Genomic DNA, 23,860 nt, shown 5'->3' with positions numbered 1-23,860 from the left:
GTTCGGGGTCTAACGATTGACCTTGACCTGACTGAAGGTCGCCGTGGTGTAGACGTGGACGCCGTTCGCCTCCTGGTTGCCGTCCACGGCGAGGCCGACGTAGAACCTGCCGGTCCGCATGACGATGCGCTCGTAGCCGATGCGCTCCCAGTTGAGCGAGTTCTCCGAGAGGAAGGCCTCGAACTCGGTGTCCCCGCCGGTCGGCAGGCTCCGGCAGACCAGCCGCAGCCAGTACGACTTGTCGTCGTCCAGCGGATCATCGCTGGTCGGCGGGTAGACGCCGACGCTCGGCGCCGTGCCGTGCGAGGCGACCCTGATGGCCTTGGCGCGCTTGCGGGAGCCGTCCTCGTTGCTGGCCGAGTAGCCGATGCCGGCCATCATGAACGGCGAGCTGGGCTCCAGATCCTGCCGGATCATGATCCCGGCCACGGCGTCCACGTGGTTCTTGCTCACGCCGTCCAGCCGGGCGGTGATCTCCAGGACCTCGCCGCGCTTGCTGAAGCCGACCGCCTTGTAGGCGAAGTGGAAGGAGTCCTTCCAGCCGGCGACCTTGCCGGATCCCTTGATCGTGAACACGCCGTCCTTGAGCGCCGTGTTCCCGGGGATCGGCACCTCGCCGATGTCCTTGACCTGCCACCCCGAGTGCGTCCTGACGCGGTTGACGTGGATCGGCACCAGCGAGGAGGTGGTGGCCGAGCCGGTGCTGTCGGTGGCCCTGGCCGTCAGGAAGTAGGTGCCGTCGGTGACGCCCTTCCAGGTCGCCTGGTACGGCGCCGCCGTCGCCTCGCCGATCTTCTCGTCACCGTGGAAGAACTCGACCTTGGCGATCGTCGCGCCGTCGGCGGCCTTGGCGTCGGCCGTGATCGCGACGGGCTGCTTGTCCTTGTTCGCCGCGAACACCTGGTCGATCCTGGGCGAGGTGATCGCGACCGTGGGATTGGCCGCTCCGGCCCGCTGGATCGAGTTCAGGTACCGCTCCAGGTTCGTGTACCCGTCGGCCCCGGCCGTCTTGGCGTCCTCGGCGTTGTTCGGGTCGAGCCCCTGAGCGGTCTCCCACTCGTCCGGGATGCCGTCCTTGTCGGTGTCGGCAGGCGCGGCCACCTCGGTGGGTAAGGGCAGGAAGCCGCCCACGTCCTTCTGGGAGTTGATGTGCCGGCCCGTGCCGGTGCGCGCCTCGCCGACCAGCCGGGCGTCGATGGCGTCCCGCCGCGGCAGGGTGGCCCCCGCCTGCTCCAGGACGGTCGCGTACGCCTGCTGCGGCGGCTGCTCGGTGATGCCGTTCGCGAACTCGACCGGCTGCGGCAGCAGCGTGATGCCGCCGATCGGGTAGGTGATGCCGAGCGTGTTGTCGGCCGTGACGTCGGCGTGGCCCTCGATCACGTTGCCGTTGACGTGCCACTGGCCGAACCGGCCGGGGGCGACGATCTCCCTGGCGATCTTCGGTAGCGTGTTGGGGCCCGGCTTGTAGTAGTTGCCGACCAGGTTGATGCCGTTGGACCACTCACCGCCGTAGCAGGAGGTGATGCCGTGGTTGTAGATCACGTTGTTGCGGTGGTCCACGACCAGGCTCATGCCCTCGGTGAAGCTGAAGCGCGGGTTGCGCGCGTTCTCGTGGATGAGCAGGTTGTGGTGGTAGGTGATGTTGTCGCCACCCCACAGGCCGCCCATGCCGTGCCGGCCCTTGTCGTGCACCGAGTTCGTCAGGCCCTCGGAGATGATGCACCACTGGACGGTCACGTTGGTGTTGCCGTAGACGGAGAAGCACTCGTCCACGCCCCAGCTGAAGGAGCAGTGGTCGATGATGAGGTCCTTCACCCCGCGGGCGCCGAACGTGTCGATCGGGGTGCCCATCTCGTCGCCGCCGCGGAAGCGCAGGTGGCGCAGGATGATGTTGCTGCCCTTGATCTGCGTCTCGTTGCCGATGACGGTGATGCCGTGGCCGGGGGCGGTCTGGCCGGCGATCGTGAGGTTGGACCCGGTGATGTCGAGCCCGCCCTTGAGCTTGATGTTGCCCGCGACCCGGAAGACGATCGTGCCGTCCGACTTGGCGGCCGCCTCGCGCAGCGACCCGGGGCCGTCGTCGTCCAGGGTGGTCACCTCGTAGACGGCGCCGCCCCGGCCGCCGGTGGTGTACATGCCCGCGCCCTCGGCGCCGGGGAAGGCCGGGATCTTGGGCTTGGCCGCGGTGGTCGCCGGCGCGCTCGCGCTGGGGCTGCCGCTGGGCTGGGGCGTCGGGGAGGCCGCCGCGGCCGGGCCCGCCCAGGCCACGGCGGGCGTGGCCAATGCCGCCGAGCGCACGAAAGTGCGGCGGCTGAATTCTGATTGCTGGGGATCGAAGCCAGCGGCCTCGGTCATCGAAACGCTCTCTTTCCGCCCCGGGAATAGGCAGGGCTGTGCCATGAATCGGCACACTCCGGACCACGCTGTCGCTAGGTGAGAATTTTTATTCAGCCATGAATGGAGTGGATTGCATCACATCGTGAACGACACGGATGTGACTGTCAAGAGCGGTTTCTCGGCCAGATGACGCGCCGGTAAATTCTCAGGAGTCGTCCAGGAACGCCGAAGGCCGCCGTGCGACGCGCGCACGACGGCCCTGTCCTGGGGTGCGTCAGTCCTTCAGCAGTTCCTCCGCCACGCCCACGTCCGTGATGAGCGTGTTGACCCAGCCGCCCCTGAGCGCGGCCCTGATGGCGGCGGTCTTGCGCCGGCCGCCCGCGATCGCGATGCGCCGCGGCACGCGCAGCAGGTCGGCGGCGGAGATGCCGAGGATGCGGTCCTCCAGCGGCGAGTCGACCAGCCGCCCGTCGGCGTCGAAGAAGCGCAGGCACACGTCACCCACCGCGCCGAGCCCGCGCAGCGTCCCCATCTCCTCCTCGCCGATCGCGTTGCCGCTCTCCTGCAGCAGCGGCGACGGGTTGAGGCTGCCGATCCCGACCAGCACGGTCGTCAGCCGCGACCAGGCGTCCACCACCTGCCGCACCACATGGTCGTCGGACAGCGCCTGCCGCGCCACCGACGAGCCCACCAGCCCTGGCGCGGGCAGGAAGACCGGCTCCGCGCCGGTCAGATCGGCCAGGTGCGCGGCCAGTCTGGTGGCCTGCACCTGCGCCGATCCCTTGCCCACGCCGCCGATGAGCTGCACGACCTCCTCGGCCACCCGCACCGGACGGCGCTGCATGGCCTCCACGGTCGCCAGCAGGCTCGCGCTCCACGACGAGATGCCCAGATGCTCGCCGCCGATCAGCGTGGCGTCGAGGTACGTCGCGCCCGCCGAGCCCAGCGCGGCCACCACGTCGTGGTTCTCGCCCGCGGCGTCCACGACGATGATCTGCTCCACGCCGTACTTGCGCTCCAGGTCCTCCTCCAGCAGCGCGTGCACGCCGCTGGGCACCACGACCACCGTGCGCACGATGCCGATCTCCGCGGCCTCCTTCAGCAGCCGCGACACGCGCGGCTGCGAGATGCGGAGCTGGGCGGCGATCTGCGGCTGCCGCACGCCGTGCTCGTGGTAGAGGCGCGCGACGCGGACCAGCAGCCGCATGCGCTCGGACTCCTGGCTCAGCCGGCGACCGCCGAACCTGACCGTGTCCGCGCGGCTCTTCTCGAACTGACTGTCAGCTGCCACGATCGCTGGCCTCCGCTTCGGCTCCGCCGCTCCTGCTGGTCCGGTGGCGAGCCCGGGCCACTGCCGAGTGCCATTCTGCTAGGGCACGGCGCCGTTCGCACACCGGCAGAACGGGTGTGTAGCGCCGCCCATGGCGAGGCAGCCCGGACAGCTCCCGGCGGGACCATACACCGGATGCCGCTCCCGCGAGATGCGCCGCTCCCAGCGCCGACAGCTCGGGCCGCCGCGCCACCCGCACGGCGTGACCCGTTACGTCGGCCTGCCACTGCATGAGGTCGTCGTTCGCGGTGGGACCGCCGTCGGCCAGCAGCTCCGCCACCGGGCCCGCCGCGCGCTCGAAGGCGGACACGACGTCGCCGACCTGCAGCCCGATCGAGTCGACCGCCGCCCTCGCCATGTCCTCCCGCCGGCTGTCCAGGCCGAGACCCGTCATGATCGCTTCCGCCCGGTCGTCCCACCACGGCGCCCCGAGGCCGCCGAACGCCGGCACGATCTTCAGCCTACCCCGGCGGCCACGTCTCGCGAGCCGCGCCAGCTCCTCGGCCTCGACGCCCAGAACCCCGGCCAGCCAGGCGATCGTGGCGCCGGCGGACAGGATGTTGCCCTCCAGCGCGTACGCGGGCGTGCCGTCGTCCCAGGCGATCGTCGAGCACAAGCCCTCACCCGCCGCCACTTCCGGACCCGCCAGGCCCATCACCGAAGAGCCCGTGCCGTAGGTGACCTTGACGCGCCCCGGCTCGCCGGCCGCGTGCGCGTACAGGGCGGCGTGCGAGTCGCCGAGCACCGCCGACACCGGCACCCCGGCCAGGGCGGGATGCAGCGCCTTCGCGTCGGCGTACGCTCCGGTGGACGGCACCACCCGGGGCAGCGCCTCCTCCGGCACGCCGAACAGGCCCAGCAGCTCCGGGCTCCACGCCCGCCGCCGCACGTCGAGCAGCTGCGTACGGGAGGCGCAGCCCACCTCGATCACGTGCCCGCCGCCCAGCCGGTGCAACAGCCACGAGTCCACCGTGCCCAGGCAGAGGTCGCCCCGGTGCCGGCCGAGCAGCCAGGCCGCCTTGGCCGCCGAGAACATCGGGTCCAGGGGGAGGCCGCTGATCCGGCGTACCAGGGCGGAAGCCCCCTCGGCGGCCAGCCGGGCGCACAGCTCGGTGCCCCGGCGGTCCTGCCAGCTCACCAGCGGTCCCACCGGCGCGCCCGTGGCCCGGTCCCAGAGCAGCACCGACTCCCGCTGCACACTCAGCCCAACGGCCACCACCCTGCCCGCACCATCACGGTTGCCCAGGCAGGCGGCCACCGCGTCCAGGACGCTGCGCCACAGCTCCTCGGCGTCCTGCTCGACCAGGCCGGGCCCGGGGTGCCGCCGCGACAGCGGCGCAGAGGCGCGCGACACCACCTCGCCCGCCGTGTCCACCAGGATCGCCTTGGTCGCGCTCGTCCCCTGATCCACCCCGAGAACGAGCGGGTTCTCAAGCGTGGTCAAGCCCCAGCACCTCCAGCGCCGACCGGGCGATCCCGTCGGCGGTGAGCCCGAAGTACTCCAGCAGGAAGTCCGTCTCCCCGGTCGGCGCGAACGCGCGGGTGCCGAGCAGCCGCATCGGCACCGGCCGCGTCTCCAGCACGACCTCCGCCACCGCCGCCCCGAGCCCGCCGGTGGGCACCGCCTCCTCGGCCGTCACGACCGCGCCCGTCTGCCGGGCCGCCGCCATGATCTCCTCCCGGTCGAGAGGGGAGACGGTGGACACGTTCACCACCCTGGCCTGCACGCCGCGCTCCTCCAGCAGCGCCGCCGCCCGCATCGCCCGGCTCACCATCGTGCCCGTCGCCACGATCGTGGCGTCCACGCCCTCGCGCAGCCGCAGCGCCCGCCCGTACGTGAAGGCGGGGCCATCAGGCGGCGACACGTCGGGCACCGGGAACCTGCCGATCCGCAGGAACACCGGCCCGTCCGTCTCCGCCGCCCACCTGGTCGCCGCGCGGGTCTGCGCGGGGTCGGCGGGCACGATCACGGGCAGGTCGGCGATGGCGCGCAGCCACGACAGATCCTCGGTCGAGTGGTGGGTCGGCCCCAGCGCGCCGTACGCGAGCCCGGGGCTCATCCCGCACAGCTTGACGTTGGCCAGGCTGTACGCCACGTCGGCCTTGATCTGCTCCAGCGCCCTGGCCGTCAGGAACGTCGCCGCCCCGCACACGAACGGCACCAGCCCCGCGTTGGCCAGCCCGGCGCCGATCCCGACCATGTCCTGCTCGGCGATGCCCACGTTGACCAGCCGGTCGGGGAACTCCGCGGCGAACGCGCCCAGCTTGCTGGAGCCCACCGAGTCGTTGCAGACGGCCACCACGCGGCTGTCGGCGCGCGCCAGCCGGACCAGCTCGCCGGCGAAGGCGTCCCTGCAGTCGTGCAGCTCATCGACGATCAACGCAGTTCCTCGAGAGCCGTGCGGGCCTGCCCGGCGTCCGGCACCTTGTGATGCCACTCCACCCGATCCTCCATGAACGAAACCCCTCGCCCCTTCACGGTTCTGGCGATCACGCAGCGCGGCCGGCCCGCGGCGTGCGGCGCGGTGACGGCGTCCAGCAGCGCCAGGTGGTCGTGGCCGTCCACCTCGACCGCCTCCCAGCCGAACGCCCGCCACTTGTCCGCGAGCGGCTCCAGCTCGTTGGTCGCGCTGGTCCTGGCGCCCTGCTGCAGGCCGTTCCTGTCGATGACGGCCGTCAGCGACGTGAGCCCCCGATGTCCCGCCGTCATGGCGGCCTCCCAGTTGCTGCCCTCCTGCAGCTCGCCGTCGCCCAGCACCACCACGGTCCTGGCCGCCGAGCCGCGCAGCCGCAGGCCGACGGCGATGCCGACGCCGACCGGCAGGCCGTGCCCGAGCGGGCCGGTGCTGGTCTCGACGCCGGGCACCGACCTGCGGCTCGGGTGGCCGTTGAGCGGCGACAGCGGGGCCGCGAACGTGCTCAGCCGCTCCGCGGGGAAGAAACCGCAGGTCGCCAGCGTGGTGTAGAGGGCGACCGAGCAGTGGCCCTTGCTCAGGATCAGCCGGTCCCGGTCCGGCCATGCGGGGTCGGCGGGATCGACGCGCAGCACGGCGCCGTACAGGGTGGTGAGGATGTCGGTGACCGACAGGTCGCCGCCCGCGTGGCCGAGGCCCGCTCCCGCGATCGTGCTGATCACGGTGCGCCGGATGCCGCCGGCCATGGTGGCCAGCGTGGCGGCGGCGGTGTCCCTGTCGGCGTGCGCCAGCCGCTCGCGCAGCCGCCGCCACTCGGCGATGGCGTCGTGGTCGGGCAGGAGGCTTCCGTGGTCGCCGGCGGGCGGGGCGGCCGTGATCGTCTGGCTAGGTCGCACGTGCCATCCCGATCGCCGACCAGAGGATCGCCTGCGCCGCCAGCGCGTCCTGCCGCTCCTGGGCGTCCCCGAGCGCTTCCAGGTCGATCCGGTCGCACACCTGCTCCAGCGCCCGGATGGTCCTGATGCTCTCGGACAGCGCGCGTACCGGGTCCTCCCTGAACGGGAACTGGTCGAGCAGGACGGGCGCGCTCCACCCGATCCTGCGCACCGCCAGCAGGTACTCGATGGTCTCGAACAGGTGCACCGAGGCCACCGGCAGGTCGTCGTCCCAGCCGCGCCAGTTGTCGTTCAGCTCGACCGAAACCAGCTTGCCGCGCCGGTGCACGAGCTGCACCGCCTCGGCCGGCGTCTCACCGGCCAGCAGCGAGTGGCCGAAGTCCATGACGATGCCGACGTTCGGCTGCCCGGACTCGTCGATGGCCAGCAGGGTGCGGGCCGCGTCGGCGAGCGTGATGCGCACCCGCGGCTCCTTGGCCTTGTACTCGATCGCGAACTGCACGTCAGGATGCGCCGAGGCCAGATCGCGGATCGCGCCGACCGTCAGCTCCCACAGCCGCGCGTAGTCGGCCTGGCCGGGCAGGTCGAACCCGTCCTGGCCCGGCCAGAACTTCACGTAGTCGGCGCCCAGCTCCCTGGCCACGTCCACCGCCTCGTGCACGCGCTCGGCGGCGCGGCGGCGCACCCCGGGGTCGGGGTTGGTGAACGCCCCCTTCGCGAACTCCCTGGTGTACAGGTGCGGCGTGATCGCCCTGGCCCGCAGCCCGCGGTCGGCCAGCGCCCGCGCCAGCTCCGGCGCCTTGTCGATGCCCTCGGCGAACGGCACGTTGATGTCCAGGCACTCCAGCCCGTCCACGGCCGCCGCCAGGTCCAGCATCTGCGTCATCGTCCTGGCGGGGCCGTAGCCGTCGGTGGCGTACCTGTCGACGATCTGCCCGAACGCCCAGATTCCGGCGCCGAACGTCAGCATGGTCCTCGTTCCTCCCATCAGCGGTGATCCGCGAAGGCGCGCAGCTTCGCGAAGAAGTCCTCATGGATGAAGCGCGCGTCGATCGAGTCGTAGGTGCGGATCGGCCGGTTGACGACGGAGAAGTCGTGCGCGCCGTCGTAGCGGAAGTTCGGCGCGGGCCGCTCGGTCCACGTCCCGCAGTCGGGGTGCAGCATCAGGCCGATCGCGGGGGAGTCGCCGAGCACGCGGAACTCGATCGACCCGCCGTGCTGCCGCTCGTTCCACTCCACGAGCTGGCGGACGAGATAGTCGCCGATCTCGCCGCACGGCGCGACCTTCGCGTCCAGCTCGGCGTAGCCGACGGCCATCATCCGGTACGTCGGCGCCGGGATCTGCCAGACCTTCAGCGCCGAGGAGAAGACGATGTTGGCGGCCGTGATGTCGTTGGACAGGTTGAACTCGGGCCGGGGCCCCTGCGGGCCGACCCCGTCGTACCCGCCGCCGCCGATCCAGATCACCGTCACGTCCCGCTCGGCGATGCGCGGCTCCAGCATCAGGGCCGAGGCCATGTCGGTGAGCGGGCCGAGGAAGGCCACGTAGAGCGGCTCGGCCACGTCGCGCATGGCCTCCTCGACGATCAGCTCGACGCCCGGTGCGGGGACCGGAGTGCCGGCGTCGGGCAGCGCGTACGGCGCGCCGTCCGCCACGGGCACCCGGCCGTCGAGCTTCATCAGCCGCAGCAGCAGCTCGATCTCCGCCCGGCTCTCCTCCAGGCTCGACCGGGTGCGCCGGTTGCCGAAATGCGCGGCCACCAGACCGCGGATATCCAGGCTGGGGGAGAGCAGGGCGTGCACAATGGCGAATTGGTCGTCCGCCTCGTTTTTCGCATCGGTGTTGATGATCACCCGGCGCCGATGGGAAAAGGTTCTGCCCGCCATGCGACTCCCGTCATGAATATTTATTCATCGATGTATCTATATTCCGATATTAGGTTGTGACATTTGCCGTGTCAAGATCCCAGAGGATCACGTCAAGGGCGTGCGGCGAGATCGTGTGATCGTCGTGGGTGGCGTCCTCCAGCAGGTCCCACCGCCCCCGCTCCGGCCGCCCGCCCGCCAGCAGCGCCACCCGGTCACGCACCGGCGCCTGGTAGACGCGGTGACTCACGCCGTTGAAGCAGCACTCGTCGAAGCGGTTGAGAATCTGCAACTGCCCCCGGTTCTCACCGACCGACGCCATCACGTACATCTGCAGGTAGTCGTCGGCCGTGCCCGCCGTGATGGAGGAGTAGAAGCCGGGGAAGGACGCCCGCGTCTGCTCCCAGTCACCGGTGGTCGGGCTCGGCTTGGGCGAGGCCGCCCGCAGGAAGAACGGCAGCGAGCCCGCCGTCGGGTAGCTGCGGTTGATCCGGGGGTCCAGCGCCGCGTACACCGTGGTCGTCCAGCCGCCGCCCGACAGGCCGAGCATCTCCACCGACCTCGGGCGGTAGCCGGCCTGGGCGTGGTCGAGCGTGACGACCAGCGGCTCCAGGAAGAACGTCAGCGTCGAGAACGTGTCGCTCTCCCAGGGGCCCAGCTCCTTGTGGGAGGGGCTCGGGAGCATCGTGCCCGGGGTCTTCGGGTCCTCGATCTGCTGGCCGGCGTTCCAGTGGTGGAAGGGCATCGCGTAGATCATCACGCGGTAGCCCCGGTCGAGGAGCGGCTGGATGGTGCGGAGCATGGTGTCGAGGGGCTCGCCGTGGCCGTTGTGGTAGAGGGCCAGGCGGTGGTTCCACGGCTTGCGGGGGAGGAGGTCGTAGACCTTGGCGGTGATCCTGTACTTGAGCGGGACCGTCAGGAGGTCGATCCTGCGTACTCCGGTGAGGGAGGCGAGGTCGTCGGGGGTGGCCACGCCGGTTTCGACGGTGGGGGTCGTCTTCGGGAGGCCGGCGCCCTTCCAGATGAAGTCGATCATCTTCTGGCGGCGGGCGGTGATCTCTTCGAGGGTGGTGATGCCGATCAGGGGCTCGATGTCCACGCCCGCGGCCGCTGGAGGGAGGGTCTTGTACTCGGGGCCGAACTTGGCCGCCGACTCCTGGTTCACGGGCGCCACCGGGCGGGGCGGGAGCTTGCCGCCACGCCTGGCCGCGGCGTTCTCGCCGGGAACGGCCGCGTGGGCGGCGCCCGCCGGCACCCCGGCGGCCAGCGCCACGCCGATCCCGCCCAGCACGCCGCCGAGCATGCCGCGCCGGCTCGCACCCTGGTTGCCTGCTGTGTCCGTCATCTCGCCACTTCCCTCCGTCAACGCCCGGCCTCCGGATCCCAGCCACCCAGCACGAACGCCGGATCACTCCACCGCCCCGCCTCCTCGGCCGTGAGCTGCCGCGAGCAGGCCAGCCGCTGCGAGGTGTCGATGGGCAGCCCGTCCAGATCGGTGCTCTTGTACTCCCAGAACGACGCCGACCCGGCCTGCGCGCAGTCGTTCGGATCGATCTGCCACCCCACCGGCGCCACGTGCGCGTCCATCTTCGTGTCGATGAACACCGCCTGGCTGTGGGTGAAGCGCCACACCGCGGTCCGCCCCAGCACCACGGACGCGTCCGGCACCCCGGCCGACCGCGTCAACCTGGTGCGCACGAACACGTAGCCAGGCCGCGTGGCGTCGCTGCGGCTCTGCGAGATGTAGCCGCGGTCGGTGGACTCCAGCACCGAGTCCTGGACGAACACGGTGCCCGTGCCCCACACGAAGTCGGTGTCCCCGCGGATGTGGCTGTCGGTGACGAAGCCCTTGCCCTGCAGCCGCAGCGTGTCCTGGTTGCTGAACAGGTTCACGCGCTCCAGCGCGATGCGGTCGTTGTTCCCCCGGAAGGCCTCGGCCTGCGAGCCGCCGTCCGGGGTCGTGTTGTGCACGGTGAGGTCGGCGAGCCGGAAGTCGGCCGCGTCCACGCCGAACGTCTGCCGCCAGCAGTTGTGCAGGTCGGACGTCTCCAGCACGCGGCGCGGGCACACGTCGGCCGGACCGCCGTTGACCAGCGCCTTGTCGCCGTTGCGCAGGTCGTTGTTGGGGTACTGGATCACGGTGCGTCCCGCGCCCGCGCCCTTGACGGTGAGGTGCGGCCGGTCCTCGCGGACGTACACCATCTCGGTGTAGACGCCGCGCTTGACGTCGATGGTGACCGGCCGCGTGTTGCCCGTCGGCACCGCGTCCACGGCGCCCTGGACGGTGCAGAAGTCGCCGGCGCCGGAGGCGGAGACCGTCAGGTGGCGCAGGTTGCGGGGCGGGTGCTTCCTGGTGGCGAAGCTCCAGCTCGCGGCGTCCTGCCCGGCGAAGACGCCGGCCTCGACGGTGACGGTGTACCGCTGGTCGTAGTCGAGCTGGTGGTGCGGGTGGACGGTGGCGGTGCTCCCGTCCACCATGATCGATTCGTACGAGAAGTCGTGCGGCAGCCCCGTGTCCGAGATCGCCTGGCCGATGTTCTTCTTGTCCGTCCTGGCGGTGGCCGCCTCGATGCGGTCGGCGAGCGTGCCGTCCGCGCGCCGGATCTCGATGGCTCCCGCCGAGCCCAGCGTGACGGGCTCGGGGAAGGTGATCGTGAGGGGGGCGTCCACGCAGGTCCCGCCACGTCCCGGCGCCGAGAACCGGGGACCGGTCTCCGCGGCTGCCGGGGTCGTGACTAAGACGAGCGCTGTGACGAGAACGGGGATCGATGCCTTCACATTCGGCCTCTCTACGCGCGAATGGATAGTTGGCGGTGAATATATATGACACCGCTCAACAGGCTGGGTCAAGGGTTGTGAGCCCCGTTCGTTCGCGATCAGGGCACGAAGAGCCGGGTGAGGCGGGTCGTCTGCGTGCTCGTGATCAGGTTCGTCCCCGGGCTGAGGACGTCGCCCGCCGGCAGGAAGGCGGTCTGGCCGGTCAGCGAGGTCTTCAGGCCGAGGCTGCTGCTGTAGGTCCAGAGCTGTTCGAGCCTGCCGTTGCAGGGCTGGAGCGTGACGAAGCCGGGGAGGCCGTCGAGGCAGAGCGGGTTGCCGGTGTTCTCGGTGTGCCGCAGGACGTACCGGCCTGTCGAGTTGTCCGGCTCCCTGATGAAGGCCCACTGGGCCAGGCTGCTGTCGTTGTCGAAGGTGAAGCCGACCTTGGAGTGGGGCACAGGCTCGCGAGCCGTGAGCACCAGGGTGCCGAGCGGCGTCTTCAGGCCGAACTCGACGTGCGAGACCGCCGCCTGAGCGGGGGCGGCGGCGACCGTCAGACCGGAGAGCGCGATGGTGCAGAGCAGGGCCGCGCTGACGCGGCGCCGAACCGTTGCGGTGGACATGGAACTCCTTCACAGATGAGTGACTCTGTGAACGAGCTTCGCCGCGGCGGGGGTGGCGGCGGATCCGTGGTTTTCACCGAGTTAAGGACGGCGGGCCCGGGCACGTAGGTCCGCCCGGTCGGTGGAGGCCGTCTTGGCCAGCAGGTTCGACACGTGCGTGTCCACGGTGCGCGGTGAGATGAACAGCCGCTCGGCGATCTTCCTGTTGGACAGCCCCTCGGCGACCAGGCCGAGCACGTCCATCTCCCGGCTGGTCACCCCGGCGGCGCGCAGCCCGTCCGGGACCGTGGCCAGCCCGCGGCCCCGCCGGGTGGGCGCGCCCGCCCCGCGCAGCAGATCGCGGCAGATGCGGGCGAGCTGAGCGTCGCCCGCGCGCAGATGCGCCTCCAGGTCGGTACGGAGAGCGGGCACCGGATCGCCCCAGCCGTCGGCGATCGCGGCCTCCAGCGCGAACAGCCGCAGCAGCCGCCGCCACCAGTGGTGCCCGGCCAGCGTGCTGTCACCGTCCGCGAACAGCGCCGCCGCCCGCTCCCGCTGCCCCTCCCGCCCGGCGGCGACCGCGTCGGCGTACTGCAGCCCCGCCCTGTTCGCGGCCCGGAACACCGCGGGCGAGCGGCGCAGCGTCTCGCGCGCCTCGGCGCCACGGTCGGCGACGACCGTCCGCAGCAGCGCCCACAGGCCCCAATGGTGTACGGGCCCCGCCTCGCAACGCCCCACCAGGTCACGCAACGCGGCGTCGAACAGCGCGGTCGCCTCCGGCAGGTCGTGCCGCAGCAGGTGCAGCAGCCCGCGGGCGGCGTGCACCTGCGCGGCCACCTCGACGGGCGGATCAGGACGGGCCGCCGCGTCGGCCAGCACGGCCTCCATCCGGGGCGCGTCGCCCTCGGCCGCGTACCCCATGGCGGCGAACACCTCCGCGACCGCCCGCATCCCGTGCAGCCGCAGCCGTCCGGCCTGGGTTGCCGTGCGCACGGCCAGGTCGCGGGCCGCACGCGGCCCCTCCACGGTGACGGCCGAGTTCACCCGCAGCAGATCCGTCCGCACCACCTCGGCCAGCAACCCCGTACGCCGGGCCAGCTCACGCGCCTCCGCCAGCAGCGGCGAGTCCGGCGAGCCGAGCAACTCGATCGCGGCGAGCCCGAACAGCGCCGTCACCCGCGCAGGAAGCAGGCCGTGCTCCGCCCCCACCCGCGCCGCCAGCCCGTACGCCTCGCGCGCCAGCTCCGGGTCGTGCCCCAGCGCGCACCGGCCGATCGTCGTCAACGCCCGGCACACCGTCTCCCAGCGTCCCGCCCGCTTCGCCCGTTCCACGGCCACGGCCGCCAACTCGACCGCCCGCCGCAGGTCACCCGCCCCGAACGCGGAATCGGCGGCGAGGACCAGCGCCCACGGGTCGCCCGGACGTCCGGCGCGTTCCACGTACCGGTCGGCCGCACGCCAGCGCCGGGCGACGACGGCAGCCTCGGCCAGCCGCAGGCACAGCTCGGCATGCCGGTCGCCGGTCAGCTCCTCCAGCGCCCAGGCACCGGACTCCAGGGCGGTGTGGGGCCGGCCGAGCAGGGTCAGCAGGCGTACCTGCTCGATCGTCACGACCGGCCGCAGAGCCGGCGCCTCGGACGCCCGCGCCAGCAGGTCCTCCGCGCTGTGCAGGGCGCCGCCGGCCAGGTCCAGCCTGGCCAGCCTGAGCAGGATCCCGGCCGACCTCTCCTGCTCGCCCGCCGCCGCCAGCAGCGCGGCCGCGTGCGCGTCGTGCCGCGGATCGGCCCGGCTCAGCAGCGCCTCGGCGGCGCGGCGGGCCACCGCGGCCCGCTCGGGCGGCGTCACCGAGGCCAGCACCACCTCGCGCGTGAGCGCATGCCGCCACCGCAACCGCCCTCCCACCTCGTCCGCCGCCCGCACCAGCAGCCGCGGGTCCGCGGCTCGTAGCGCGGCCAGCACCTCGGGCTCCGGCCGGCCGGTCACCGGCCCGAGCACCGTCGCGTCCACCTCGTCGCCGAGCACCGCGGCCGCCTCCAGCACGGTGCGTTGCGCGGGCGTGAGCGTCGTCAGGCGGGCGGCGATACGGCAGGCGAGCCGGGGCGTGACCTGGGGTGTGCCCGATTCGAGTATCCCGGCCACCAGTTCCTCCGCCAGGTAGGGGAGACCGTCGGACTGGACCACCACGTGGCTGAGCAGGTCGTCGGGAAGTGCGAGCGTGCCGGCGCGGCCTCTGGCCAGCACCGCGATGTCGGCGTCGCACAGGCGGCCGAGTCGTAGCGTGGTCACCTCCGGCAGCAGGAGGAGGCGGCTCAGGTGGTCGGGGGCGCCGGGCTCGTCGTCCCTGGCGGAGACCACGATCAGGGCGGGCCATCGGCTGCTGGCCGTGGCGAGGTACTCGATGAGGGCGAGCGTGTCCGCGTCCGCCCAGTGGACGTCTTCCAGGACGAGCACGCACCCGCCCCCGGCTCCGCCCGCGTGTTCGCCTCCGCCAGGGCCACCGCCCCCGCCCGCGTGTTCGCCTCCGCCAGGGCCACCACCTCCACCCGCGTGTTCGCCTCCGCCAGGGCCACCACCCCCACCCCCAGCATCGCCCGCGTCTTCCCCGACCACCCTCAGCAGCCGGAGCAGCCCCTCACCCAGCACCAGAATCGGATCCACGTGCGGCGGCGGCGCGTCACCCGGCTCGGCCCACTCCGGCAGAAGCCGCCCCAACATCCCCCGATACGGCCGCAACTCCTCCGGCAGCGCCCCGGGCGAGGCCCGTCCGGCCAGCGCCTGCGCGACCGCTCGAAAGGTGCCACCCCCCTCGGCCGACCGCCCGCCCAGCACCGCCAGCCCCGCCGCACGAGCGAGATCACCGCACTCGGCGAGCAGCCGCGACTTCCCGATCCCCGCCTCACCCGTGACCAGCACGACCCCGCCCCTGCCGAGCCGAGCCTCGCCGATCAGCCCCAGCAGCACAGCCGTCTCACCGTCACGGCCCACCATCCCCATCACCATGGCAGCAGTAGACGCGGCAGGACCGGCCGCGCATATGCCAGACGACACAGAGCGGCACCCGCCCGCGAAAAAACTTCGGGGGCGTGTCGAAAACGGCCCGGCTCGTTCGCCGCCATGCCAGAGAGCCGGACCGACCGGCCCCGCGAACGCAAGGTGGCTCACCATGACCCAGCTCGCTCACAACCGGACCCGCTCGATCTCCCGTCACCGCCTCCTGCTCGGCTGCGGTGTCCTGGCAGGCCCGATGTACGTGACCGTCGCCCTGGCCCAGGCGTTCACCAGGGAGGGCTTCGACCTGGCCCGCCACCCCTGGAGCTACCTGGCCAACGGCGACCTCGGCTGGATCCAGACCCTCAACTTCGTCCTCACCGCCCTGGCCACCATCGCCGCCGCCGCGGGCCTGCGCCACGCCCTCACCCCGGGACGCGGCGCGAGGTGGGCCCCGATCCTCCTCGGCGCGTTCGGCGTCAGCATGATCGGCGCCGCCCTCTTCCCCGCCGACCCCGCCATGGGCTTCCCCGCCGGAACCCCGGAAGGCCCCGGCGCCATCACCCTCTCCGGAACCCTGCACATGGCGGTCGGCGGCGTCGGCTTCCTCTGCGCGGTCGCGGCCTGCCAGGTCATCGCCTCCCGGTACGCCCGCGACGGCCACAAGGGCTGGGCCTGGTACTCCCGCGTCACCGGCATCGTCTTCCTCGGCTCGTTCCTCGGCATCGCGAGCGGCGGCGGGGTCGCCTGGACCAACCTGGCGTTCGTCGCCGGCATCCTCGCGCTCTGGACGTGGATGTCGCTAATGTCGCTGAACCTGTCCCGCTCCGCCTGAACCCCGCCTCCCAGCCGCCCTCCTCGGCCTGAACCCCGCCTCCCAACCGCCCTCCTCCGCCTGAACCCCGCTTCCCAGCCGCCCCCACGGCCTGAACGCAACCCCTGCCGCCACCACCATGGGCACCTCACTGAAAGGCTTCGCCACCATGCGCTACCTCGTCACCCTCAAGGTCACCGCCCAGCCCGACGGCCCGCCCCCGGCCGACCTCATGGACGCCATCATCAAACTCGGCCAGGAAGCCACCGAATCCGGCGCACTGCTCGACACCAGCGGCCTGGCCCCCAGCTCGGAAGGCGCCAGGGTCGAGGTCGGCGGCGGCCGGCTGATCGTCAGCGACGGCCCGTTCGCCGAGGCCAAAGAGATGATCAGCTACGCCCTGTACGAGGTCAGGACCAAGGAGGAGGCCGTGGAGTGGGCCTCCCGCTTCGTCAGGCTGCACCACGAGCTGTGGCCGGGCTGGGAGGGGCAGGCCGACGTGCTCCGGCTGTTCGGCCCCGCGGACTTCGCCCCGCCCGCCTGATCGCGATATTCAGGACGCATGACGGTAGCCGATTCCCACCGGGCGGTCGAAGCGGTCTGGCGCATCGAGTCCGCCCGGGTCATCGCCGCGCTGGCCCGCATGGTCAACGACATCGGGCTGGCGGAGGAGCTGGCCCAGGACGCCCTGGTGGCGGCGCTCGAGGAATGGCCGCGCAACGGCGTACCGGATAATCCGGGCGCCTGGCTGACGCAGACCGCCAAGCACCGCGCCATCGACCAGTTCCGCCGCCGCGACACCTACCAGCGCAAACTGCAACAGATCGGCCGCGACATGGAGCTGCGACAGGAGTGGGCGGAGGCCGAGCTCGACGACGCCCTCGACGACCACATCGGCGACGACCTGCTACGCCTCATCTTCACCGCCTGCCACCCCGAGCTTCCCGTCGAAGGGCGGCTGGCCCTCACCCTCCGGCTGCTCGGCGGCCTCACCACCGCCGAGATCGCCCGGGCCTTCCTCACCCCAGAACCCACCGTCGGCCAGCGCATCTCCCGCGCCAAGCGCACGCTCGCCGACAAGAGGATCCCCATCGAGCTGCCGCCACCCGCCGAACTGCCCGCCCGGCTGGCCTCCGTCCTCGAAGTCATCTACCTGATCTTCAACGAGGGCTACGCGGCCAGCGCGGGCGAGGACTGGACGCGCCCGTCCCTCTGCCAGGAGGCGATGCGCCTCGGACGGGTGCTCGCCGGCCTCATGCCCGCCGAACCCGAGGTGCACGGCCTCCTGTCACTCATGGAGCTCCAGGCGTGCCGCCTCCCGGCCAGAACCGCCCCCGACGGCACCCCGATCCTCCTCCTCGACCAGGACCGCAGCCGCTGGGACCGGCTCCTCGTCCGCCGCGGCCTGGACGCCCTGCGCCGCGCCGAGGCCCTGGGCACGCTCGGCCCGTACGGCCTCCAGGCCGCCATCGCCGCCTGTCACGCCCAGGCCCTCACCCCGCAGGCCACCGACTGGGCCAGGATCGCCGCCCTGTACCGGCTGCTGACCCACCTCACGCCGTCACCCGTGGTCGAGCTCAACCGGGCGGTCGCGGTCGGCATGGCCGACGGCCCCGCCCAGGGCCTGGAGATCGCCGACGCCCTCCTGGAGGAGCGTGCGCTTCGCGACTACGCGCACCTGCCGACCGTTCGCGGTGATCTGCTGGCCAAGCTCGGCCGCGTGGAGGAAGCCGCCGCCGAGTTCCGGCGCGCGGCCGGGCTGACCCGGAACGCGCGTGAGCGGGAGGTGTTCCTGAAGCGGGCCGCCGGGCTGAAGCGGCCGACCTGATCAGGAACTGCCCGAGTGCGGCGATCAACGTGTCGCGGTGGGCGGGGAGATTCCTACTCTTTGCCTTGCTCGGCGGGCTCACCGAACACGTCTTGGAGTGTCGGGGCAGCTACTGCGCGGATGAGCCAATCGTGCAATTGAGTGAGGTCCTTGGTGCTTTTGATCATGGCTTGGATGCTGTCCGGGACGTTGAACTCGCGGCTGGCCAGCACGAGCAGCACCGCCTCGGCGGCCTCCTTGGCCGTGCCTTCTTCCCGGCCCTCTGCTCGGCCCTCTTCCCGGCCTCGACCGAAGTGTTCGCGGGCGAAGGGACTGTAGACGGGCCAGGCGGTGGACGTCATGATCTCCTCCAGGATCTTCCGGATTTCGGGTCCGGACATGCTGTACGCGTATTCATAGTACTTCGTAGCGTGTTCATCGGAGGTGTCGTTCAGTGCGGTGGCGAACGCCTCGATGACCTTGCGATCGCTGCCTTGGGCCATGACGGAAATGACCGCGAGCGGCAGGTCGGCCGCAGCCTCCTCAGGGTCTACGATGGCCGGAATGTCCCTTGGTCCCAAGGTCTGGGCCTGGAAGCGGTAGCCGTTCAGCCCCGTGGCGATGGGTTGCGCGTAGTGGTCGGCGTCTGACTGCTTCGGGCAGACGACCAAAACTGTGACGTTGAGCTTGAGCAGCAGCCACGCGGCGGCGGCGTAGCGAGCAAGTTGCAGGGGATTCTTCCCGCTGCCCTGCTGAACCTCCACGATGATCACGTGCAGGGGGCTTTGTCTCGGACCCATGGTGAAGATCAGGTCCGGCTCGATGTCCTCGGAGATGCGGGTGTTGAAGGTGTGCTGCTCCTTTTGGATGAGTGGAGTGTCGGGCAGTTCGACGTGCATGAGGTCGCGCAGGATCTCCGTCACCAACTGAGGGCGATCGGTGAACAATTGGACGAGAGCGTCATGCGGGGGGGACGGCATGACGCGTAGCGTATCGGATTGTTCACTGCTTGTGACGGTCGTTCATGATGACCGGGCTTTGGCGTCGGCTGCTCATGAGGCAAGAACCTGGAGCGGCAGGAGGGCGGCGTTCGCGACGCCGCCGCCGAGAATCAGCCCGGAGCCGAGGGTGGCGGCGAAGGTGCCGTGGTCGTGCCTGCGGCGTTCCAGTGCGAGCCTCGTGAGGCTGCCGAGCAGGATGGCGGCGCAGGTCGCGGCCGGGAGCAGGACGCCGAGAGCCAGCATGGTGGGCATGGCGCCGGACCAGGCGAGGGCCAGGCCGGCCACACCCGCGCAGACGAGGAAGATCGTGGTCTCCTGTGTGTAGTCGGTTGAGCCTCTGAGCAGGGTGTTCAGGAAGTTCATGGCGGCTGAGGCGGGGGCGGGGAAGTCGGCTGTTCCGAGGGTGCCCAGTTCGGTGATCGCGGAGAGCAGGCCGATGCCGGTCGCGACTCCGGCCAGGCTGCCGATCGCCTGGTAGGCGAAGAGCCGGTGCCTGGCGGGGAGCTGGCCCGCCGGGGAGGTGGAGGCGACCTTGGCGGCCTCGATGTAGTAGGCGGAGGCCAGGGCTGAGCAGCAGATGAAGGCGATGAGCAGGTACGTCGTGTGCGCTGGTACGTGCAGGAGGGCAAGGACGACGAGGGTCAGGTACTGGAAGACGCCCACGGGGGCCATGCCGGTCGCGGCGTTGACGCGGTTGAGGAGCAGGGCGAAGAGCGGGGTCAGGGCGATGAGGATGAGCGTCGTGGTGGGTGGGAGCCATGGGGACGATGCCGCGATCGCGATCGGGAGCAGCACTGCGGTGCCGGCCAGGGTCGCCTTCCAGCGGCGGCGGCTCCTGCCGGGTGCGGGTAAGCCGGCGTCAGCGTTGGTGACGGTGACGACGCCCTGCCTCCAGCCGCGCAGCTTTCCGGCGGACAACTTCGCGAGGAAGCCGCAGGCGTACCCCAGGAGGAGGCCCACCCCGACGGCGAGGATCCAGGGCGAGGCCAGGTGCTCGATGTAGGCGGGCGCCCGCTGCGGCGACCCGAGCCACCACACGACGAAGGAGTACGCCGCACCGGCCCCCACCCAGGCGGCGGCCGTCCCGGAGATGCGCATCCCGAGCCCGAAGAGCATCGGTGACAGCGATACGGCCAGGTAGGGGGACAGGCCGGGCGCAAGCGGAAGGGAGGCGCGGTTCGCGAGTGTCGCTGCGAAGGAGAGGCCGGCTGCGACGGCGGCGCCGATGAGGATCAGGCGTTGCCGGCCGGACGTCGTTTCGTGGTCGCGTTCGCCGGTGAGGGCGTGCATGAGGTCGATGACGGGCCACAGCGCCGGGTACTGCAGGCCGTGGTCGTCGATGATCGAGGGCGCCAGGAGGATGCCCAGGAGGAGGCCCAGCAGGTTCGCGGTCAGGCCGAGGGCGATCAGGGCGGGCCAGGGCGGTGGTGCGGCGCCGCTCAGGAGGCCGGCGCCGATGCTGGTGTCGATCGCGGTGACGGCCAGGGTGCCGCCTGAGGCGATGGCGTACGTGAGGAAGAGCGTCCGCCAGTGCAGCCCCCGCAGCAGTCGCAGGACGGCGCCGCCGAGCAGGACGGTCACGATCGCGCCGCCGAAGCCGGTTCCGACCTTGAACGCCAGGATGACGTTGAGTGCGCTGAGGCAGCTACCGAGGCCCAGCCCGAGCACGATGGGCGTGAAGGTCAGGCGGCGGGGCCTGCGTGGACCGGTGGCGGAGGCCGGCGGGGGTTCGTCGCCGGGCGATGCCCGGGGTGGAGGCCTGGCCATGACGCGGCTCCTCGGGGTACCCGGAAGTGCCATGCTGCATGCCGCGATGGAGGCTGGTCAACCGGTCAGGAGGATGACCAGCAGGCCCAGGCCGAGCGTCAGGTCCAGCATGCCGCACCATTCGGCGAACGACCGCGCGACGATCTTGTCCGCGCGCCAGTGGTACGCGTCCCAAGCCGCATGCCCCAGCAGCCCCGCCGCCACCAGGAAGCCTCCCGCGACGGGAGGTACGGAGACCACCAGCAGGCCGTAGGCGATGAAGGCGAGTGCGCCCGGCGTCTGCAGGGCGTACAGGTGCGGCCCGCGCAGCCGTCCGTTGATCAGCCCCAGCGCGGCGAGGGCGATCACGGTGAGTGCCAGCGGAGGGCCGGGGTCGATGCCGAGCACGCGCAGGATCACCACCGTGGCCAGGGCGGCGAGCACCACCGCCCAGGTGATGCGGCGCCGGTCGGCCACCGCGAGGAACAGGTAGCCGGCGGCGGGCACCACGAACACGATCGTGTACTCCAGGCCGTCGGTGACGTCGGACAGGCTGAAGGCGGCCCAGGCGAGCGCCAGCCAGGTCGGCCAGCGGCGTCCGAGGGCGGCCGGCGCGCGCAGCCAACCGGGCCGGGGCGCGGCGCCCCGACCGGGGGTTCGGCCGGCGTCCTGGTTGGCGGCCTGGTCATCGGACTGGATGGTGGGCTGGTCGGTGGGCCGGTCATCGGAAGAGGGGGAACGGGGAGTGAAGTCGGTCATGGCCGACACTGTGGGTCTGGTGTGGCCGGGGGATCAGCAGAAGGCGGGCAGGCGGTCCGGATTCTTGGGGTGCCGGTCCCGGGGCGGGGTCATTCGAGCGGCGCCTCCCCGTACGGCACCAGCCTGACCGGCCCGAGCAGCCCGTAGGGTTGCCGCGTCAGCCCGCCGTAGACGGCCGGGTCCGCGACCCGGAGTGCGTTGCCGAGCGGGGTGGCGACCTCCACCTCGATGGTGTTGGGGCCGCGCCGGAGGTAAGGGCCGAGGTCGAGGACGGGGTGGAGCTGGTCCACGGGGCCGGGGCGACGGCCGTTGACGCGTACCCGGCAGGTGTCCGTCACCTCGCCCAGCTCCAGGTAGGCCGGGCCGTCCGCCTGCACCGTGGCCGTGTACGTCCCGACGCCGGACACGTCGGCCAGCTCCGGGATCTGCGACCAGGGGACGAGCCGGTCGAGGGTCACGGAGCGCACGGCCCGTGCAGGCCCCCGGTCCTCGACCGTGAGCCGCCACGCGCCGAGCTCGGTGGGCGCCGCGACGGGGCCGATCCGGGAGGTGAGCGTGCGGCCGTCGGACAGGATGGTGGTGTACGTGCCCGCCTCGGCGGCCCGTACCACGAGGCGGCTTCCGTCGTAGCGCACCAGGTCGGCGTCCGTGGCGGTGGCGTGCGCCCGCCGTCCCCCGCGGTCGCCGAACAGGCCAGGACGGCCGATGGCCACGATCCTGGCCTGGCCCGGTTGCAGGGTCACGCGCAGGCGGATGCCGTCGCCGTCCTGGTTGTAGTGCGCGACGCGGGAGATGCCGCCCGTCCACGGGTCGAGGAGGTAGGGGACGCCGTTCGGGTCGGTGCGGGACAGCGTGACGTCGTGGTCGATCGCGGTCACGGGTGGCTTGGCGTTCTCCTGGTGCTTGCCGTTGCACAGGTAGTAGTAGTCCACCTCGCCGTCCACGCGGCGCATGGTGAGCAGGGTGGACGGGGTCGCGTACCGGACATCGGGGCGTACGCCGAGGGCGGAGAGAGCGGCGGGCACCTCGGCGGCGGTCGCGACCGTCTTGACCGTGGGCTCGGCGAGCAGGGCGGTCAGCAGCGCGCGCAGGCGTTCGTCGGCGCCGTCGCGCGGCACGCCCGGCACGGACGCCGACTCCCACGCGCCGAGCAGGACGATGGGCAGGCCCGACCGCGCGTACTCCAGCAGCCGGTTCGCCGTTCCCGGCGTCATCGTGCACGCGTTGGCGTAGAAGCGGTCGCCCTCCACGAACAGCGCCCGGTACGCGGGCCGGCCCAGCCGCCCGTCCGAGACCCGCGCGCCGGGCAGGTCGAGGACGGGCCCGCTGACGAACTGGTGCGTCCAGCCGCTCGGCACGCCGCTCGCGGTGAACCAGGAGGCGCCGATGCCGGTCTTCGTGTACCCGGTCTGCCGGAAGACGGCCACGTCCACGCGAGGCACACCCTGTCGCATGATCAAGTGAATTCGCGCGAAATATCCGGAAATGTCGGCGATGTGGTCCCAGGTCGGCTGGCGCGGGCCCCACGACTCCGCGTACCCCACCGTGCCGTTGTACGGCGTGAACGCCGCGAACCCCGGCCACCCGGCGCCGGGCGCGTCGGCGTACGAGAAACCGTGCAGCACCGTCTGGTTCAGACCCGCCGCGTACGCCCCGCCCATCGTGCGCAGCAGCTTCTTCCACGTCGTCGTGTACGCCCCGCCCTGGTACGCCCCCGCTTCGCAGGACAGCACCTCCCGCCCCGCCACGTCCCGGCCCCCGGCCAGGCAGCGGTAGTCGTCGAGGTTCTTGAACCCCAGCGACTCGCCCTCCGGCACGTCCACGATGGCCGCGGCCTCGATCGCGTCCGTCTGCAGCCCGTACGGCTGCGCCCGCAACCGCAGGCCGATCGAGTGCGCCCAGTCGCGCAGCGCGGTGAAGTGGTGCTCGTTGAACAGCTCGGACACCGTGTCCCAGTAGTCCTTGCGGGCGCGGCGGGTCAGGACGGGGTCGTAGGCGAAGACCGGGTCCTCGTCCGCCAGCATCACCACCGGCAGGATGTCGGTGAGGGGGTAGCCGCGGCGGCGCTCGAACTCGGCGGGGAGGGCCGGTGTCCAGGGGAGGGCGTCGGTCTCGATCTCGATGGAGTCCTCGAACAGGGCTCCGCCGGAGCGCTTGAGCAGCTTGCGGATGGCGGGGGTGAGGAGCGCCGATTCCCAGTGGTCGATCACCGCCTGGGTGCCTGCCTGGCTGAAGTGGTCCACGACGTAGGACTCGGGGGTGGTGTGCGGGCCCGATTCCGGGCGTTGGGCGGAGCCGCGTTGCCAGTAGGAGATGAGGAGCCAGTCGCCGTCGGCGGGGGCGGTCCAGTTGATCGTTCCGGCATCGGTGAGGGGGACGGGGCGGAGGGAGGCGGGGTCGAGGCCGGTCTCGTCGCGGGTGGAGTGGGCGGGGGCGATCCTGGCCGCCTGCACGAGCAGCAACTCACTGCCGGACGGATCGGCCGCGGCGGGGGGGGGGGGCGGGGGGGGGGCGGGGGGGGGGGGGGGGGGTCGGCGGGGGCC

Annotated in this window: 18 protein-coding genes; 3 read left to right on the top strand and 15 right to left on the bottom strand. The window is 71.8% G+C overall.

Features of this window, described 5'->3' with window-relative positions; genetic code table 11:
* Nucleotides 1-9: 9 nt before the first annotated feature.
* The 11 genes from FXF51_RS51520 to FXF51_RS63590 form a co-directional block, all read right to left on the bottom strand.
* On the bottom strand, nucleotides 10-2,355 hold the full coding sequence (locus FXF51_RS51520; protein WP_148442181.1) for an Ig-like domain-containing protein: 2,346 nt from the start codon (nucleotides 2,353-2,355) through the stop codon (nucleotides 10-12).
* Nucleotides 2,356-2,611: 256 nt separating this feature from the next.
* Nucleotides 2,612-3,628: a sugar-binding transcriptional regulator gene (locus FXF51_RS51515; RefSeq protein WP_262380442.1), complete on the bottom strand. Its 1,017-nt coding sequence runs from the start codon at nucleotides 3,626-3,628 to the stop codon at nucleotides 2,612-2,614.
* A complete protein-coding gene (locus tag FXF51_RS51510) occupies nucleotides 3,618-5,111 on the bottom strand; it encodes an FGGY family carbohydrate kinase (protein ID WP_148442180.1) in 1,494 nt (497 codons plus the stop codon). Before FXF51_RS51510 ends, FXF51_RS51515 begins: the two co-directional genes overlap by 11 nt.
* Nucleotides 5,098-6,048 carry a transketolase family protein gene (locus FXF51_RS51505; RefSeq protein WP_222871848.1) on the bottom strand — a complete coding sequence of 317 codons (951 nt, stop codon included), beginning with the start codon at nucleotides 6,046-6,048 and terminating at the stop codon, nucleotides 5,098-5,100. Before FXF51_RS51505 ends, FXF51_RS51510 begins: the two co-directional genes overlap by 14 nt.
* Nucleotides 6,045-6,977, bottom strand: coding sequence for a transketolase (locus FXF51_RS51500; protein ID WP_222871847.1), 933 nt, complete (start codon nucleotides 6,975-6,977; stop codon nucleotides 6,045-6,047). Before FXF51_RS51500 ends, FXF51_RS51505 begins: the two co-directional genes overlap by 4 nt.
* Complete coding sequence (locus tag FXF51_RS51495) at nucleotides 6,967-7,947, bottom strand: sugar phosphate isomerase/epimerase family protein (protein ID WP_148442178.1); 981 nt, start codon at nucleotides 7,945-7,947, stop codon at nucleotides 6,967-6,969. The genes FXF51_RS51500 and FXF51_RS51495 overlap by 11 nt, the downstream gene beginning before the upstream one ends.
* A 17-nt stretch (nucleotides 7,948-7,964) precedes the next feature.
* Nucleotides 7,965-8,864: a nucleoside hydrolase gene (locus tag FXF51_RS51490; protein WP_148442177.1), complete on the bottom strand. Its 900-nt coding sequence runs from the start codon at nucleotides 8,862-8,864 to the stop codon at nucleotides 7,965-7,967.
* Between the two features lie 49 nt (nucleotides 8,865-8,913).
* On the bottom strand, nucleotides 8,914-10,188 hold the full coding sequence (locus FXF51_RS51485) for a hypothetical protein (RefSeq protein ID WP_148442176.1): 1,275 nt from the start codon (nucleotides 10,186-10,188) through the stop codon (nucleotides 8,914-8,916).
* Nucleotides 10,189-10,205: 17 nt separating this feature from the next.
* On the bottom strand, nucleotides 10,206-11,513 hold the full coding sequence (locus FXF51_RS51480) for a pectinesterase family protein (protein WP_148442175.1): 1,308 nt from the start codon (nucleotides 11,511-11,513) through the stop codon (nucleotides 10,206-10,208).
* Between the two features lie 206 nt (nucleotides 11,514-11,719).
* The gene (locus tag FXF51_RS51475) at nucleotides 11,720-12,223 is read right to left on the bottom strand and encodes a hypothetical protein (protein WP_148442174.1); all 504 of its coding nucleotides are present in this window, start codon (nucleotides 12,221-12,223) and stop codon (nucleotides 11,720-11,722) included.
* Nucleotides 12,224-12,304: 81 nt separating this feature from the next.
* Complete coding sequence (locus FXF51_RS63590) at nucleotides 12,305-15,190, bottom strand: helix-turn-helix transcriptional regulator (protein WP_222871845.1); 2,886 nt, start codon at nucleotides 15,188-15,190, stop codon at nucleotides 12,305-12,307.
* A gap of 175 nt (nucleotides 15,191-15,365) precedes the next feature.
* Between FXF51_RS63590 and FXF51_RS51465 the strand changes: the two genes are divergently transcribed.
* The 3 genes from FXF51_RS51465 to FXF51_RS51455 all read left to right on the top strand — a co-directional run bounded on the left by FXF51_RS51465 (nucleotide 15,366) and on the right by FXF51_RS51455 (nucleotide 17,832).
* Nucleotides 15,366-16,025 (top strand): DUF998 domain-containing protein, encoded by a 660-nt coding sequence (locus tag FXF51_RS51465; RefSeq protein WP_148442172.1) that lies wholly within the window; start codon nucleotides 15,366-15,368, stop codon nucleotides 16,023-16,025.
* A 118-nt stretch (nucleotides 16,026-16,143) separates the two neighbouring features.
* Nucleotides 16,144-16,548 carry a YciI family protein gene (locus FXF51_RS51460; protein ID WP_262380441.1) on the top strand — a complete coding sequence of 135 codons (405 nt, stop codon included), beginning with the start codon at nucleotides 16,144-16,146 and terminating at the stop codon, nucleotides 16,546-16,548.
* An 18-nt stretch (nucleotides 16,549-16,566) separates the two neighbouring features.
* Nucleotides 16,567-17,832, top strand: coding sequence for an RNA polymerase sigma factor (locus tag FXF51_RS51455; RefSeq protein ID WP_148442171.1), 1,266 nt, complete (start codon nucleotides 16,567-16,569; stop codon nucleotides 17,830-17,832).
* 53 nt (nucleotides 17,833-17,885) lie between these two features.
* On the opposite strand, the gene FXF51_RS51450 is transcribed toward FXF51_RS51455, so the two are convergent.
* From FXF51_RS51450 to FXF51_RS51435, 4 genes are all read right to left on the bottom strand, one after another.
* Nucleotides 17,886-18,734, bottom strand: coding sequence for a hypothetical protein (locus FXF51_RS51450; protein ID WP_262380440.1), 849 nt, complete (start codon nucleotides 18,732-18,734; stop codon nucleotides 17,886-17,888).
* Between the two features lie 129 nt (nucleotides 18,735-18,863).
* Nucleotides 18,864-20,579 carry an OPT/YSL family transporter gene (locus FXF51_RS51445; RefSeq protein WP_187415027.1) on the bottom strand — a complete coding sequence of 572 codons (1,716 nt, stop codon included), beginning with the start codon at nucleotides 20,577-20,579 and terminating at the stop codon, nucleotides 18,864-18,866.
* 57 nt (nucleotides 20,580-20,636) lie between these two features.
* On the bottom strand, nucleotides 20,637-21,317 hold the full coding sequence (locus tag FXF51_RS51440) for a hypothetical protein (RefSeq protein ID WP_148442169.1): 681 nt from the start codon (nucleotides 21,315-21,317) through the stop codon (nucleotides 20,637-20,639).
* An 89-nt stretch (nucleotides 21,318-21,406) separates the two neighbouring features.
* Entirely contained in the window at nucleotides 21,407-23,770 is a 2,364-nt protein-coding gene (locus FXF51_RS51435; RefSeq protein ID WP_262380444.1) for a glycosyl hydrolase, read from the bottom strand.
* Nucleotides 23,771-23,860: the final 90 nt, after the last annotated feature.

This window comes from Nonomuraea sp. PA05 (assembly GCF_008086045.1).
GTDB classification, from domain to species: Bacteria; Actinomycetota; Actinomycetes; order Streptosporangiales; family Streptosporangiaceae; genus Nonomuraea; species Nonomuraea monospora.
Note: the sequence above shows the minus strand (reverse complement) of the source record. Positions and strands in the feature narration are given on the sequence as shown.

Coding starts and splice junctions, on each gene's coding strand:
- FXF51_RS51520 (WP_148442181.1), bottom strand. CDS start 2,355: ATGACCGAGGCCGCTGGCTTCGATCCCCAGCAATCAGAATTCAGCCGC.
- FXF51_RS51495 (WP_148442178.1), bottom strand. CDS start 7,947: ATGCTGACGTTCGGCGCCGGAATCTGGGCGTTCGGGCAGATCGTCGAC.
- FXF51_RS51490 (WP_148442177.1), bottom strand. CDS start 8,864: ATGGCGGGCAGAACCTTTTCCCATCGGCGCCGGGTGATCATCAACACC.
- FXF51_RS51485 (WP_148442176.1), bottom strand. CDS start 10,188: ATGACGGACACAGCAGGCAACCAGGGTGCGAGCCGGCGCGGCATGCTC.
- FXF51_RS51475 (WP_148442174.1), bottom strand. CDS start 12,223: ATGTCCACCGCAACGGTTCGGCGCCGCGTCAGCGCGGCCCTGCTCTGC.
- FXF51_RS63590 (WP_222871845.1), bottom strand. CDS start 15,190: ATGGTGGGCCGTGACGGTGAGACGGCTGTGCTGCTGGGGCTGATCGGC.
- FXF51_RS51465 (WP_148442172.1), top strand. CDS start 15,366: ATGACCCAGCTCGCTCACAACCGGACCCGCTCGATCTCCCGTCACCGC.
- FXF51_RS51460 (WP_262380441.1), top strand. CDS start 16,144: ATGGGCACCTCACTGAAAGGCTTCGCCACCATGCGCTACCTCGTCACC.
- FXF51_RS51455 (WP_148442171.1), top strand. CDS start 16,567: ATGACGGTAGCCGATTCCCACCGGGCGGTCGAAGCGGTCTGGCGCATC.
- FXF51_RS51445 (WP_187415027.1), bottom strand. CDS start 20,579: ATGGCCAGGCCTCCACCCCGGGCATCGCCCGGCGACGAACCCCCGCCG.
- FXF51_RS51440 (WP_148442169.1), bottom strand. CDS start 21,317: ATGACCGACTTCACTCCCCGTTCCCCCTCTTCCGATGACCGGCCCACC.